Genomic DNA, 14,089 nt, shown 5'->3' on the forward strand with positions numbered 1-14,089 from the left:
AATATTCGGGAGAAAAACTTTGAGCGAGAGAGAAATCTTTCGCTCTTTTTTTATTTATGGAGGTAAGAAATGAATGCAAAAGAATATTTAAAACAAGCTCTTTATTTAGACAAAAGAATTAATAGTAAGCTGGAGCAAGTTGAAAGTTTAAATGCCCTAGCTACGAAAGCTACATCAACCTTATCCGATATGCCTAAGAATCCTAACAGAGGGACATCTAAACTTGAGGACACAATCGTAAAGATTATTGATCTTCAAGAAGAAATCAATAGGGACATAGATAAGTTGGTGGACTTGAAGAAGGAAATAGCTAATTCAATTTTTGCATTAAAAGACAAAGAGGAACAAACAGTGCTTGAAAAAAGATATCTTTGTTTTAATACTTGGGAGAAGATAGCAGTTGAAATGAATTACTCAATTCAGCATATTTTTAGATTGCATAGTAAGGCTTTGAAAAATATAGTAATTAGTGTTTAGGGTTGGACAAATTGAAATATAGTTCAGATTATGCTATAATGAAAAATATAGAAGAGAGAGGATATATATATGAAAACATCATTAAAAAACCATCCTAAGAACAAGCTATACTCTGTACAAATAAAACCGATGAAACATTGTACAGAGTATAGCAAATAGATTGCATTTAAGATTTCATCGGGAAATATACAGTCAAGTCATTGATATGGCTTTATTTTGGTGTGCATTTCTCGATATATAACTGAATGTAAAAGGCTACTGGCAATGTTTTGTTTGTAGCCTTTTGTTATATTTTCAAGCAAAAGGCAGATGCTGTATTGTATTTATGCCTTTTTTTCTTGCATAAATATTGGAAGTTATATATTGAGAAATGGAGAATAATAAAATGAATGAAAATAGAATAAAAATATTGAAAGAAGAAAATATTGATAAAGCACTCTTTAAGCTTGGGATTCCTATGGTTATCAGCTTATTGGTAGCAGCGTTATACAATGTTGTAGATACCTATTTTGTTTCGGGACTTGGGAAAGAAGCTGTAGCTGCCGTTTCAGTTGCATTTCCAATTCAACTTATCTTTTTAGGAATAGGATTAACATTTTGAGCAGGATCAGGCTCTTATATTTCACGATTATTAGGAGCGAAAAATAACAAAGAAGCAAATATTGTAGCTACAGTTTCTTTATTTTCTAGCGCTATTATGGCGATAATACTAGCAATTGTGTTATTTTACTCTTTAGATAGTGTGATGAAGTTTATGGGAGCGACTCCAGTTATTATGGAACTTGCTAAAACATATACTAGTCTGTTTATAATAGGTGGAGTTTTAGGAGCTGTGAATGTTACTCTAGGGAATTTAGCAGTTTCACAGGGAGCAGCTAAAATCTCCTTGAAAGCAATGATTGTAGGATCTATATCAAATATAATTTTAGATCCAATATTCATCTTTAAATTAAATTTGGGAGTGAAAGGTGCTGCAATTGCAACACTAATAGCTAGAGTTATAACTAGCTTAATGTATCTTATTTACTTTATTGGAGATAAAAATTTAATTAAAATTAAAATACAGAACTTCAAACCTACAGTTGCAATTTATAAAGAAATACTAAAAATAGGAATATCTCTATTAATACTTCAGATTTTGCAAACCATAGCAATAAGTAAAATATCTTATGCTGCTTCTTTTCATGGAGAAGAAGCAATAGCAGCAATGGGAATAGTTCTTAGAATAGTAACTCTTGGTACAAATGTAGTGGCAGGATATATGAAAGGATTACAACCTATAGCAGGTTTTAATTACGGAGCTAAAAATTATGAAAGAGTACAAGAAGCAATGAAAGCGAGCATAAAATGGACGACTCTATTTTGTATAGTTTGGACAGCTATTATATATTTATTTGCACCAAGTATATTATCAATATTTGGGAAAGATAAGGATGTACTGAGGATAGCAATTCCAGCTTTAAGAGCAGCAGTAATTATGTTTATAACATTTGGGTTTCAATTTACCTATGCAACATTATATTTAGCAATAGGTAAAGCATTGGCTGGAGCTTTTTTAAATTCCCTAAGACAAGGCATTGTATTTATCCCAGTTATTTTACTATTACCCAAAATGATGGGATTAGATGGTGTGATATATGCTCAAGCAATATCGGATGTATTGACAACAATAATTACGGTTCCATTTGCTCTTAGCGTTTCTAAGCAATTGGAATCAAAAATAATTTTCAGTAAAAATTTTAAAATTTGAATTTAATCAATTTAAATGAGAGTAAAGTTGATAGAATAAGAGTAGAGAAATGTAGTATAGTTAAAATAGCAAAAGAATAATAAAACGAGCCTTGGAGATTAAATCTTCGAGGCTTTTAATATTTAGAGGTGTTTAAATGCCAAGTAAACCTAAGAGACCATGTTCACATCCAGGTTGTCCAGAGTTAGTTGATGGACGATTTTGTAAGGAACATGAGAAAGAATACAACAAAGCTTATGAAAAATACAAAAGAAACCCTGAGACTCATAAGCGCTATGGAAAAGCATGGAGGAGTAAAAACTCAGGAACTAGATCAAGCCTACTATTTGAAACAATTAGAATAATTAAAGAAATGAAAGATAAACCTAAATGGATAATTTGGGAAAATGTAAAGGAAGTCCTTGATAGAAATATGAGGGACTCCTTTTTTATTTATCTAAAAGAGCTAGAAAACCTTGGATATAAAAGCAAATATGAAATCTTAAATGCAATGGATTTTGGCATACCTCAAAAAAGGGAGAAGATATTTGTTGTTTCATTTCTTGGGGCAAATAACTTTTCTTTTGATAAATTGGATAGAACAGAAACAAGACCATTAAGTGAATTTTTAGAAAAGGATGTAAGTAGACTTTACACAATGACTCAACCTTATATGCTGAAATTTTTAAATAAAGGCATAGATAACAGTTTTAGGGGCGACTAAAAGTGATTAAAGATTTTTCTTATACTATTTCTACAAAACAGATGAGAGTACCAAATTCTGGAATAATAGATATTGGAAATGGTAGGTATAGGTATTAAACAGAAAGAGACTGTTTAAGATTAAATATTGATACTAGTGTTATGAAAGATTCAGATGGAAAAGTCTACAATTCAGATGTTAAGCCAGTGATTATAAATGGAAGAATCCATGCTTCAATTTCAAACATTGCAAAAACTTTTGGAGCAAGTCATGGAGATATTAAAGATGGTAAAAACCAAACAATAGAATGGGACAATACTAGAAAAGCAGTCTATGTATTTAAAAATGTAAAATAAGAAAGGATAGAAAAATGAATAAGAGCATTAAACGAGGAGTAGCCATAGCGTTACTCCTTTTTACATTTACAGTACCAAAAGCTACATTTACTATGACAAATGAAGGACAGATAGAAAGTCAAAACGAATCAATCTATGAACCACAAAAAGAAAAATTTGAAAAAATGTTGAAAGATGATGTTTTTACACCGTCAAAAGAAGAGATTCCTTATCAAGATGTTCCAAGAATACCAGGAAATACAAGTGAAGCAAATAAGCCTTCAAATGATCCTCCTAAGAAAACACCACTTGTAAAAGGTGGTAATACAAAGGCAGTAAATAATCTTGCGACTGGGGAAAATAAGGCAAGAGGTTCAGTAATTGAAAATGTAGATAGGAATGGAAAAGATATTACACCAAGTGGAGATACAGAAAAAGATAAAGATAAAGAAAATCCAGTAGATGTAAGACAATTTTTAACATTTCAAACTAAAAGTGGAAAAACTATGCACTTAATAGTGGATCACTCATCAAATCAAGATAATGTAAGGCTATTGACAGAAGTAGGAGAACAAGACCTACTTAATATGATTGAATCAGAAGATAAAAATACTATAAAGGTTGAAGAGCCTAAGAAAGAAGAAGTAAAAAAAGAAGAACCTAAGACTGTTCCAGTAAAAGAAGAAAAGAAAAGCGGAATAGGTTCATTTCTAATTGTTGCACTTGTAATTGGAGGAGTTGTAGGAGCAGGATACTGTTTTAAGGTAGCCAAAGCTAAGGAAGACAAAATGTTGGAAGACTTTGAAGAAGATGATGAGGATTATATTAGTGAGTCAGAAGATGATGACGATGAACTATTATAAATCTCAAGTCCTATTATCGAATAAACAATACAAAAATATGGTATAATTAAATATAATGTTTGCCAGAGAGGAGGGATACTTTGAACTTAAAAGATTATTTAGGAGAAACAAATCTATATGACAAAAAAGAAAAATTAGAAAGGAACAAACCAAAGTCTTGGTTAAAATCTGTGTCAGCCTTTGCTAATGGTAGAGGTGGGAAGCTAATATTTGGAGTAAAAGAAGATAACACAATTCTTGGACTTAGTGACTATCAAGAAGTTTCTGAAAATATTTCTGAAATCATAAAAATTAAAATGGATCCGAATCCAGAATTTGATATGGAAATCAAGGAATTTGATGGAAAAGTTATATTGATTTTAAGTGTATTTGCTGGGAAAAACACTCCATATTTTGTAGTAGATGGTGGAACGAGAACAGCCTACAAAAGAGTAGGAAATCAAAGTGTCCCTGCAAATAGAATAGACCTATTTAATCTATCACTAAAAGGAGAACATATAAGTTATGACTCACTAGAATCAAAGAAAAGATTAGAAGATGTGAGATTTAAAGAGCTTAGTATAGAATATAAAAATAGGACTGAAAAAGAATTTGAAGATAAAGATTTGAAATCTTTCGGACTTGTAAATGATGAGGGAAATCTAACCATAGCAGGAGCTTTATTTGCAGATAACTATCAAGTTTATCAGTCAAGGGTATTTTGTACTAGGTGGAATGGGCTTACTAAAGCTAATGGGAGAATGGATGCCTTAGATGATATAGAATTTGAAGGAAATATAATTTATCTTTTAAAAGCTTCTTTAGACTTTGTGAAGAGAAATTCTAAAAAGATGTGGAAAAAAGGTCCAGTCTATAGAATAGAATATCCAGAATATCCTGAAAGAGCAGTGCAGGAAGCCTTAGTAAATGCACTTATTCACAGAGATTATTCTGTAGTAGGTAGTGAAGTCCATGTAGATATTTATGATGACAGGTTAGAAATATATTCTCCTGGTGGTATGTATGATGGGACTTTTGTGCAAGATCTCAATCCATTAAACGTATCTTCAATAAGAAGAAACCCAATTATAGCGGATGTATTTGCTAGGATGGATTTAATGGAAAGGAGAGGATCTGGACTTAGGAAAATTATAGAAGCTTATGAAGCAGAAGAAAATTATAAAGAAGAATTAAAACCAGAGTTTAAGTCAACAGAATCTTCTTTTACTACAATTCTAAAGAATTTAAATTATGACACTCAAAATGACGGTCAAAGTGAGGGGCGAAATGAGGGTGAAAATGAAGGTCAAAATGACGGTAAAAAGTTAAAACCAAAAGATAGACGAAATAAGATAGTGAAACTTATGAAAAAAAATTCAAACATAACAACAATTGAATTATCTCATATATTATTGGTGTCTGTAAGCACGATAGAAAGAGATTTAAAAATTCTCACAGATGAAAAAACAATAGAGTATATAGGCAGTGCTAAAGATGGATATTGGAAAGTAAACAAATAAAGTTGAAAAAGAAAATAGAATTCTCCCGAAAATAATACGATATTCAGGAGAAAAACTTTGAGCGAGAGAGAAATCTAAGGTGACCCCACAAATTTGTACCTAATACCAGAGTTAGAACTATACTAGCTCTGGTATTTCTTGTATGACGGGCATGTTCTAATGCTGGGGTGAAATTCCCTACAGAGCGTAGTTACCGACGAATCTAATAGCGACTTGCAAGTTTTAGATGGCGACATCTAGGAGAGAAGAATGGGTAGCAAAATCGTGGCTTGACGAACAGGAACAGAATACAAGGCGTAACAGGTGGGCAAGCTAGCCAAAGATAGCAAAGACCCAAAAGGTAACCGTAAACCCAAGGCGTAAATTCTGCAAGTAAACGATGAAAGTATTAGGGCTTATCCCGTGAGGTCTCACTAGCGAGGCAGTAGTAACAACGAATAGTGAGAAGTCAGCAGACTCCATAGTAGTGAAGAAGTTTCTGTAATAGAAATGGAGCGAAGGGAGGAACGATATTTATTGTAATATTTGAAAAGGATGTACTATGACTTGATGGAACACAAGGAATGACGTATTCATTTCTCAAGGTTCGGATACAAAAACCTGCTAACAAAAGTCAAGGAGAAAAGCAAATTAATTTTACTTTTCTACTTGTTATTTTGAGTTTAAATTTGAGCACAGCAAATAAGCCGGCTACGATCGGCTTGTTTATCTATTGCATCCTTAATTCTAGGCTACTTTTAACAACATCTTCTCTTGTTTTGATGCCATAACTTTTGCATAGTATATTCTTAAGAATTTATTTAATCCTGCAAATTTACAGACTTTTTTTGCTTTCCCATCTTTTTCTTTTTTTACCATATACAGATATATTACATTTTCAGGATCTTTTGCACTCATCATACATTTCATAGCTTGATAACCTACTTTTCTTAGTATTGCATTGCCTCTTTTTGTTATTTTTCTCTGGTCTGCTTTAAAATTCCCTGATTCATATGGTGGTGAATCTATTCCTACAAAAGATATTAAACTTTTTTTATTTTTGAATTTTGATAAGTCTCCAAACTCTGCTGTGATTTGTACTGCTAATTTATCTGATATTCCTGAGAATTTTTTTGCTTCTTGATATTCTTCTAGGGGCTCGGCAATTTCTATCATTTGTGATAAAATAGTATGTAGAATTTGATTTATATGTTTTATCAATTCTATTCCTTCTTGTATGCTAGTCTTTATATATGAGCTATTAGAAGGTTGAGTTGAGATACTTTCCTCTGCGAGCTTGTATATGGATTTAGCTTTATCAGCATTAGGATGGTATCTCTTTTCTTTTGCCCAGTTTTTAAAATCTTCTATGAATTTTTCTTCTGTTTTTTCTAATACTAGGTTTTTATGCCACCATCTTTCTAAGAAGTCTAATAGTTTATCTTTTGAAAAGTCTCCTGACGCGTGTGGAATTAATTTCTTTATTCCTGGAAATGTTTGACTTATTGTTTGGTCTATGAAGTTCATTTGATTTATTCTTAAGTCCATATAGTGCTGATAGGATCTGTTTAATTCTTTTAGGACTCTGAAATTTTCTGAATCTATTTTGTATTCTTGTAATTCTTTCCAGTACATCAAGCCATATTCTGCTATTTGTATGGCATCTATATTATCATTTTTTGCTTTTCTAAAGTTAAGTACTCGACAAAACTGTTTCATTTTCAAAGGGTTTACCACAGTTACAAAGTATCCTTTGTCTTTTAATTCATAGAGGATTGGAAGATGGTATTTACCTGTTGCTTCCATGATTATTTTTACTTCTTCGTTTAATGAATCTAGTTTCTTTAAAAATTCTTCTACTTTTGTTTTCTTAAGATGGACATCAAAAGGCTTCCAAATGATTTTGCTACCTTGTTCTAGTGCACAGACTGTAAACTTCTCTTTTGCTATATCTATTCCTATAGATATCATTTTATTACCCTCTTTCTTTTAATTTGTAGTTCCTACCTGCACCATTACACTCATTTTAGCTCGTGACACGGACTTTTTGCCCAACCTGCTTAACCGAATATGAATAATGAAGAGGTAGTTGACAGTTTGTATAACGGATATTCTAACCCTAAAACCCCTTCGTCATACTACATCTTCATTATACAAAAATAGCGCAAGATAGAAATAATTTTCTTTCTTACACTATTTATGGTACTAAAGAATAAAGTTAAATAGAAACATCAGTAATAAATAATATGATACAAGAAAATATTAAACCGTCGTATGCCGAACGGCACGTACGGGTGGTGTGAGAGGGGCTATAAATTAGCCCCTACTTGATTTTAAAACCTCTATCTTATTTCTTTCATTTAATGTAAGATGTTTATAACTCACATTAACCTCCGCGTGTATTTTTGTCGTCATTAACATTTTACACGAAGTTAGTATGAGTTTTTTATTTATTTGAGGTGTCGCATTTAATTTTACAATCATTGATTAATAATAAATTCTTTGTTATAGTAAAATTACAAATAAATTTACGAATAAAATTACAATAAAACTATTTATAAATTGAAGGGAGATTATTATGAAGAAAGAAATTAAGACCACCCAAGCTGTTTTTCCTATGCCTGTACTTATGATTTCAACTTTTAATGAAGATGGAAGTGTAGACGTGATGAATGCAGCTTGGGGAACTATGTTAAGCCGAGATATGGTTGCACTAAATCTATCTGAAACTCACAAGACAGTTGAAAATATAAAAGCTAGAAAGGGATTTGTAGTCCACATTGCAGATGCTAAACACATGTTGGAAGCTGACTGATTCGGTGTTGTAAGCGGAAAAAAAGATCCGGAAAAGTTTGCAAAATCCAAGATGACTTTTGAAAAATCTGAGTTAGTTGACGCTCCTATAATCAATGAATTTCCAATTGCCATTGAATGTGAATTTATTGAGTACCAGGGTAGCGAAAGAGGTATCGGCGTAATCGGAAAAGTACTTAGAACATCTGTTGAAGAAGCTCATCTAAAAGATGGCAAGGTTGACATTGACTCCATTGAAGCTATATCTTTTGATCCATTTACTATGGGATATTACAAAGTGGGCGGAAGAGTTGGCAATGCTTTTAAAGACGGTTTACAACTTAAATAAATATCGTTAGTTAAAAAATGGAATTAGATTTTAATTTAAAACCTAAAGACCAAGATTCTTTTTATAAGAAGTTCTTGGCCTTTTTTAAGTTCTATACCAACCATTGGGAAATCTAGTGAAAACTAGGCTCCTTATGAGATTGATAATAGGGATGAATTTGGTCAGTTTATATTAACTGGTTCAGCAGTACCTAATGAATTTGATGACTCAATGCATACATGTACGGGTAGAATTTCTAGACTTCTAATGCGACCTATGAGTTTATATGAATCAAAGGATGCAAGTGGAGAGATTTCTCTCAGGGATTTATTTAAAGGAGAAAACATCTCAGCGATTTCTGAAACCAGTCTTGAAAAAATAGCCTTTTTTATATGTAGAGGTGGATGGCCAAAAGCAATTGGTTTAGATGAAAAACCATCCTTATTCCAAGCTATAGATTACTTTGATGCTGTTGTTTCTACCGATATTAGTAGAGTAGGCTCGGTAAAAAGGGATAAAGAAAAGGCAAAAAGGCTACTGAAATCCTATGCAAAACATGTAGGCACACAAAGTTCGATAGAAACTATTAGGCAAGATATGTTAGCTAATCAATCAGATACATTTGATCAGGGGACCCTTTATTCTTACCTTGATGCTCTAAGAAAAATATTTGTAATAGAAGATTCCCCAGCTTGGAATCCAAATTTAAGGTCGGAAACATCTATAAGATCAACAGATACCAGATACTTCCCAGACCCATCCATCGCAACGGCATCATTAGGCATAGGTCCTAAGGATTTACTAGATGATTTAAATACCATGGGATTTTTATTTGAAAACTTATGCATCCGTGATTTAAGAATTTATAAAGAATAACGATGAATATAAATACAAAGTAGTAGCTACGCAAGAAGACTTTGATAAGTTTTAAGTCATACGAATGATATTGACAAATTATAATTATTGTTTTACAATAATAATCAAAGATAATTATCGTTTTACAATAATTCGATGGGAGGATCATAATGAGGAAAAAATTTTTAATAATGGCTATTTTTCTTGTTTTTCTTATAGTTTTAACTTCTTGTAGTCCAAATACTACAACAGAACAAACAAGTAGTAAAAAAGAAGAAAAGATTGAAATATTTGATTCTAAAAATAAAAAAATTGTTGAGACAGAAGAACAAGAAGTTTTAGACTACTTTGGCAATTTAACAGGAATGAGCGTAGCAAATATTAATGATAAAAACTTCGACAATTATTTTAAAGAAATACCAGATGATGCAATAGAGTCTTACCATTTCATATTAACCAGCAAGAGAGAGGATAAAAAAGCTACAAAGATAGATTTTTACATTTATGAAAATTATCCATATATTACAATGGAGGGAATGCCCATGATTCCATCTTCATTAACCTGGGAACTTTCTAAAGAAGATTTAAATGATCTGAAAGATAAAGTACAAGAATGGAAAGATGTAGATGATAATAGATAAACGAAAGTGTTGAGGAGAAGTTATGAAGAGTTTTATTTTTAAAATAGCGATTATATTATCTAAGGTTGTAAGACATATTTCATATTTAGGAGCAGGTTTTACCTTGCTTGGAAGTGTATTAACTCTGATTTTTAAAGATGATGTAATACAAGTAGTTGAATCTAATCAATTTAATCTACAAGAAGTTTCACTTCCTTTTATTATTTATTCATGCTTGAGTGCTCTTATGATATTCATTGTTGCTGGTTTCTCATTGGATAAATTTGAGAAGATTTTAGTGAATTTAGAGAAGAAAGATTATTTTTCAGACTTAAATTCAAAATATTCGAGAGATATATTAATAGCACTTATAATTCTGACGATTTGTCAAATTATTTCTATGCTAGTTTTCAATTATCTTAAAGTGGACAATATTAGCGGTGTTTTTAATTTAACTATTAAGGATTATTTAACGAATATAATTTTGATGGTTATAGCATTTTCATCAATGATGATATTTAATTCGGGAAAATCCTTAAAAGAAGATTCGGAAAGTATAATTTGAAAATGAAGGATCAAATAATTATAAATCTGGATCAAGTATTAAAAAAGAAAAATATGACATCAAAAGAGCTCGCAGGAAGGATAGGAATAACCGAAGCAAATTTATCAATATTAAAAACAGGAAAGGCCAAAGGTATCAGATTTAATACTTTAGCTAGCATCTGTAAGGAGCTTGATTGTCAACCAGGTGATTTACTTGAGTATGATAATGAAGAATATCAACAGTAAAATTAATGCATAAAATATAATGACAGTGTATTGACTACGCACAAATTTGGTCATATAATAAGGTCAAAGGAGATGGGGAAATGGCTACAACAAATTTGAATATACGAACAGATAAAGAAATAAAAGAAGCTGCCGAAAAAATCTACTCCAGTCTAGGCTTAAATATGACTACTGCCATTAACATGTTTTTAAGGGCGAGTATTAGAGAAAGTGGCATTCCTTTTGATTTAAAACTTAATGTTCCAAGTGATGAAACTATAAAAGCGATTGAAGAAGGAAGAATGATAGCTAAAGATACGAATGTGAAATCCTATGACAATATGGATGACTTGAGGAAAGCCCTTGAAGTATAAGATAAAGTTTACAAGTAAATTTAAAAAAGACCTAAAGCAAGCTAAAAAGCATAGGAAAAGATAATAAGGAATACACAAGTCTAAAAGTATACTCTGCCAAATTATTAAAAGCTAAAGAGCATACTAAAGCAAAAATATCAACAATAGAGAAATTAAAGAAATTTAAGACTAAAGGGGATATGAAAGTGGATGAAAAGAAGAAAAATGATAAAAGCATAGAAAGGTAAAAGATTATAGGGGCAGGTTTTTGTCTGCTTACTGTATTGTATGATGGGGCAAGTTCCAATACTGGGGTGAAAGTCCCTAAACAGCGTATTTGTCGACGAATTCCATAGCAATCCTGAAATTTCACATGGAGATATGTGGAAGAGAGGAACGACCTGACTTGATGAACATGAATATGATATTAAGGTTGGTTAGATATGTAGATTACAGTATACTAACAGTAGCAAACAGTGTAGTGGCAAATAGAGTAATAGTTTTAGTAACCAATGTATAGAAAAGAAGTTAGGATTAAAATAAATGCAACAAAATTCAAAGTTATTAAACCAACAAAGCTAAAATGTTTTGGATTTGAAGTCTGAAAAAGAAAAGACGATTAGAAGGCTAGAACAGACGAAAACTTTTTAAAAGATATAGTATATGTGATGACAGCAAAGACAATCTATTATCAATATAGTAGATATAGATATTGAAATGAGATAAAGAATAATGGTACAATATCTATAAGTAGACATTTATAAACAACGAAAGAAATGTATATTAAATCAAAAATTATAGATTTAAGAAATTTAGAAAGATATATTTAATTCATTAAAAGGATGTTGTATTGTTCTTCTTGATTCTTTTAATTAAAAAATTTCTTTATTTTTTTAAAGTTGTTTTGACAAAAGTGATAGATTTAAAATGGTGGAAATTTAGTTATGAATTACTCAGTATTAGTAGTAGAAGATGATGAAAGTATTTTAGATTTAATAGAGATATATCTAGAAAATGAAAATTATATTATAAAAAAGGCAACATGTTCAGAGGAAGCAATTAGATATATTAAGGAAGAAGAATTTGATTTAGCGATTTTAGATATTATGTTACCTGATAAAGATGGATATTATTTATGCAAAAAGATTAGAGAGTCTTTTAATTATCCAATTATTATGCTTACATCAAAAGATGATGAGTCAAGTAAAATTAAGGGCTTAACCTTTGGAGCGGATGATTATGTAACTAAACCATTTTTACCTGGAGAGTTAGTTGCTAGAGTAAAGGCTCAATTAAGAAGATACAATAATTATAATTTAAAAACTAAAGAAGGTACAGGAAATATTTTAACTTATCAAAATGTGGATTTAAATATCAAATCAAGAGAAGTTTTAGTTGATGGACAGGAAATTGATTTAACTCCTATTGAATTTATTATTTTAAAATCATTACTAGAGAAAAAATCTGAAGTACTAGGATCCGAAGATTTATTCTATAAAATATATCCGGATGAATATTATATAAAAAACAATACGGTTTCAGTTCATATTAGGCATATTAGAGAAAAATTAGGAGAAAAAAATAATATAATAACAACTGTTTGGGGGGTAGGTTATAAGATTGGATAAAGATAAATACTTTGAAAGTATTCTGAAAAAGCTGATAAAAGAAATTGCTATATTTTTAATTATAGTTTTAAGTTGTATGCTTGCAATAGATAGCAATATTTTTAGATTTAATAATGAAATACACGAATTTTTTGTTAATAGATTGGATCTGATTTTTTTTGTTATTTTATTATTGGGGATATTAATTATTATAATAAAAGAATTTTCAAAATTAGAGAAAGATTATATTGACTTATGCAAAAAAATAGACGATTTGGATGAGAATGTTGTTAGTTTCCCGACTCCTTATAAAACTTTAGAAGATTCCATAAATAGATTAAAATTTAAACAAAAAGAGATAGAATATACGCTTAAAAAAAGAGAAAATGAAGATAATGATTTAATCACCTACTTAGCACATGACTTAAGAACTCCTTTGACATCTATCATTGGATATTTATCAATGCTCGATGAAATGAAAGACTTGCCTAATAAGCAAAGAGAGAAATATATTAGACAATTATTAGAAACAGCATTAGGATTAGAAGATCTTATAAACCAATTTTTTGAAATTGCTAGATTAAATAATGGTGAATTTAGTATTCATAAAGAAAAAATTGATTTAGAATATTTTTTAATACAATTAAGAGATGAGCTTTATCCTATGATGAAAGAGAATAATCATAAGATAAATATCTCAAGTGAAGGCTCAATATTTGTAAATGTCGATCCAAATAAAATGAAAAGAGCCTTAGAGAATATTTTAAAAAATGCAATCTTATATTCTTATGCAAATACAGAGATAAAAGTTAAAATATATCAAACGTATAAGTGTGTAATATTAAAAATTATTAACAAGGCCGATACACTAGAAGAAGCGCAGATAAGAAATATGTTTAACAAATTTACTAGATTAAATCTAGCAAGAAATTCAAAAAAAGTGGGATCTGGCTTAGGTTTACCTATCGCAAAAGAAATTATTGAATTACATGAGGGTAAGATAGAGGTAGAAAGTTCTAATAATGAAGTTATTGTCATTGTAAGATTAAAAAATAAATGAGGATTACACCTTAATTATGTATAAAACTACATAATTAAGGTGTTTTTTTATTTTTTAAAAAATAGCATAAAAATCTAGTTATCCGCATAAAAACTGGACTTATCACACTTTATCAAG

13 protein-coding genes and 3 pseudogenes are annotated in these 14,089 nt (G+C 30.4%); 15 read left to right on the plus strand and 1 reads right to left on the minus strand.

Annotated features, from left to right (window positions below; all coding sequences use genetic code 11):
- Positions 1-69: 69 nt before the first annotated feature.
- The 6 genes and pseudogenes from C7D97_RS00925 to C7D97_RS00955 all read left to right on the plus strand — a co-directional run bounded on the left by C7D97_RS00925 (position 70) and on the right by C7D97_RS00955 (position 5,606).
- Positions 70-477, plus strand: coding sequence for a DUF1492 domain-containing protein (locus C7D97_RS00925; protein ID WP_105300316.1), 408 nt, complete (start codon positions 70-72; stop codon positions 475-477).
- A gap of 457 nt (positions 478-934) precedes the next feature.
- A pseudogene (locus C7D97_RS00930) lies at positions 935-2,227 on the plus strand (MATE family efflux transporter).
- Positions 2,228-2,522: 295 nt separating this feature from the next.
- A pseudogene (locus C7D97_RS00940) lies at positions 2,523-3,025 on the plus strand (DNA cytosine methyltransferase); the annotation flags it as partial.
- 18 nt (positions 3,026-3,043) lie between these two features.
- Positions 3,044-3,265, plus strand: a pseudogene (locus tag C7D97_RS00945) (stalk domain-containing protein); the annotation flags it as partial.
- A gap of 14 nt (positions 3,266-3,279) precedes the next feature.
- Positions 3,280-4,107: a CD1107 family mobile element protein gene (locus tag C7D97_RS00950; protein ID WP_105300317.1), complete on the plus strand. Its 828-nt coding sequence runs from the start codon at positions 3,280-3,282 to the stop codon at positions 4,105-4,107.
- A gap of 80 nt (positions 4,108-4,187) precedes the next feature.
- Positions 4,188-5,606 carry an AlbA family DNA-binding domain-containing protein gene (locus C7D97_RS00955; RefSeq protein ID WP_105300318.1) on the plus strand — a complete coding sequence of 473 codons (1,419 nt, stop codon included), beginning with the start codon at positions 4,188-4,190 and terminating at the stop codon, positions 5,604-5,606.
- A 726-nt stretch (positions 5,607-6,332) separates the two neighbouring features.
- On the opposite strand, the gene C7D97_RS00960 is transcribed toward C7D97_RS00955, so the two are convergent.
- Entirely contained in the window at positions 6,333-7,556 is a 1,224-nt protein-coding gene (locus tag C7D97_RS00960) for an IS110 family RNA-guided transposase (RefSeq protein WP_105300319.1), read from the minus strand.
- Positions 7,557-8,163: 607 nt separating this feature from the next.
- Here C7D97_RS00960 and C7D97_RS10650 point away from each other — a divergent pair.
- The 9 genes from C7D97_RS10650 (at position 8,164) to C7D97_RS01005 (ending at position 13,972) form a co-directional block, all read left to right on the plus strand.
- Positions 8,164-8,400: a flavin reductase gene (locus tag C7D97_RS10650; protein WP_240308869.1), complete on the plus strand. Its 237-nt coding sequence runs from the start codon at positions 8,164-8,166 to the stop codon at positions 8,398-8,400.
- A gap of 51 nt (positions 8,401-8,451) precedes the next feature.
- Positions 8,452-8,727: a hypothetical protein gene (locus C7D97_RS10655; RefSeq protein WP_240308870.1), complete on the plus strand. Its 276-nt coding sequence runs from the start codon at positions 8,452-8,454 to the stop codon at positions 8,725-8,727.
- Between the two features lie 255 nt (positions 8,728-8,982).
- A complete protein-coding gene (locus tag C7D97_RS00970) occupies positions 8,983-9,582 on the plus strand; it encodes a DUF4143 domain-containing protein (protein ID WP_240308871.1) in 600 nt (199 codons plus the stop codon).
- A gap of 149 nt (positions 9,583-9,731) precedes the next feature.
- A complete protein-coding gene (locus C7D97_RS00975) occupies positions 9,732-10,202 on the plus strand; it encodes a hypothetical protein (protein ID WP_105300320.1) in 471 nt (156 codons plus the stop codon).
- 22 nt (positions 10,203-10,224) lie between these two features.
- On the plus strand, positions 10,225-10,746 hold the full coding sequence (locus C7D97_RS00980; RefSeq protein ID WP_105300321.1) for a DUF2975 domain-containing protein: 522 nt from the start codon (positions 10,225-10,227) through the stop codon (positions 10,744-10,746).
- Positions 10,747-10,748: 2 nt separating this feature from the next.
- Entirely contained in the window at positions 10,749-10,973 is a 225-nt protein-coding gene (locus C7D97_RS00985) for a helix-turn-helix domain-containing protein (RefSeq protein ID WP_004816332.1), read from the plus strand.
- Positions 10,974-11,053: 80 nt separating this feature from the next.
- Complete coding sequence (locus tag C7D97_RS00990) at positions 11,054-11,326, plus strand: type II toxin-antitoxin system RelB/DinJ family antitoxin (RefSeq protein WP_004812197.1); 273 nt, start codon at positions 11,054-11,056, stop codon at positions 11,324-11,326.
- Positions 11,327-12,249: 923 nt separating this feature from the next.
- Complete coding sequence (locus C7D97_RS01000) at positions 12,250-12,933, plus strand: response regulator transcription factor (RefSeq protein ID WP_004816327.1); 684 nt, start codon at positions 12,250-12,252, stop codon at positions 12,931-12,933.
- A complete protein-coding gene (locus C7D97_RS01005; RefSeq protein WP_004816329.1) occupies positions 12,926-13,972 on the plus strand; it encodes a sensor histidine kinase in 1,047 nt (348 codons plus the stop codon). Before C7D97_RS01000 ends, C7D97_RS01005 begins: the two co-directional genes overlap by 8 nt.
- The last annotated feature ends 117 nt before the right edge of the window (positions 13,973-14,089 follow it).

The organism is Anaerococcus marasmi, assembly GCF_900290195.1.
Lineage (GTDB): Bacteria > Bacillota > Clostridia > Tissierellales > Peptoniphilaceae > Anaerococcus > Anaerococcus marasmi.

Bases quoted from the DNA above. Each gene is read 5' to 3' on its own strand.
- C7D97_RS00925 (WP_105300316.1), top strand. From the start codon at position 70: ATGAATGCAAAAGAATATTTAAAACAAGCTCTTTATTTAGACAAAAGA.
- C7D97_RS00950 (WP_105300317.1), top strand. From the start codon at position 3,280: ATGAATAAGAGCATTAAACGAGGAGTAGCCATAGCGTTACTCCTTTTT.
- C7D97_RS00960 (WP_105300319.1), bottom strand. From the start codon at position 7,556: ATGATATCTATAGGAATAGATATAGCAAAAGAGAAGTTTACAGTCTGT.
- C7D97_RS10650 (WP_240308869.1), top strand. From the start codon at position 8,164: ATGAAGAAAGAAATTAAGACCACCCAAGCTGTTTTTCCTATGCCTGTA.
- C7D97_RS10655 (WP_240308870.1), top strand. From the start codon at position 8,452: ATGACTTTTGAAAAATCTGAGTTAGTTGACGCTCCTATAATCAATGAA.
- C7D97_RS00970 (WP_240308871.1), top strand. From the start codon at position 8,983: ATGAGTTTATATGAATCAAAGGATGCAAGTGGAGAGATTTCTCTCAGG.
- C7D97_RS00975 (WP_105300320.1), top strand. From the start codon at position 9,732: ATGAGGAAAAAATTTTTAATAATGGCTATTTTTCTTGTTTTTCTTATA.
- C7D97_RS00980 (WP_105300321.1), top strand. From the start codon at position 10,225: ATGAAGAGTTTTATTTTTAAAATAGCGATTATATTATCTAAGGTTGTA.
- C7D97_RS00985 (WP_004816332.1), top strand. From the start codon at position 10,749: ATGAAGGATCAAATAATTATAAATCTGGATCAAGTATTAAAAAAGAAA.
- C7D97_RS00990 (WP_004812197.1), top strand. From the start codon at position 11,054: ATGGCTACAACAAATTTGAATATACGAACAGATAAAGAAATAAAAGAA.
- C7D97_RS01000 (WP_004816327.1), top strand. From the start codon at position 12,250: ATGAATTACTCAGTATTAGTAGTAGAAGATGATGAAAGTATTTTAGAT.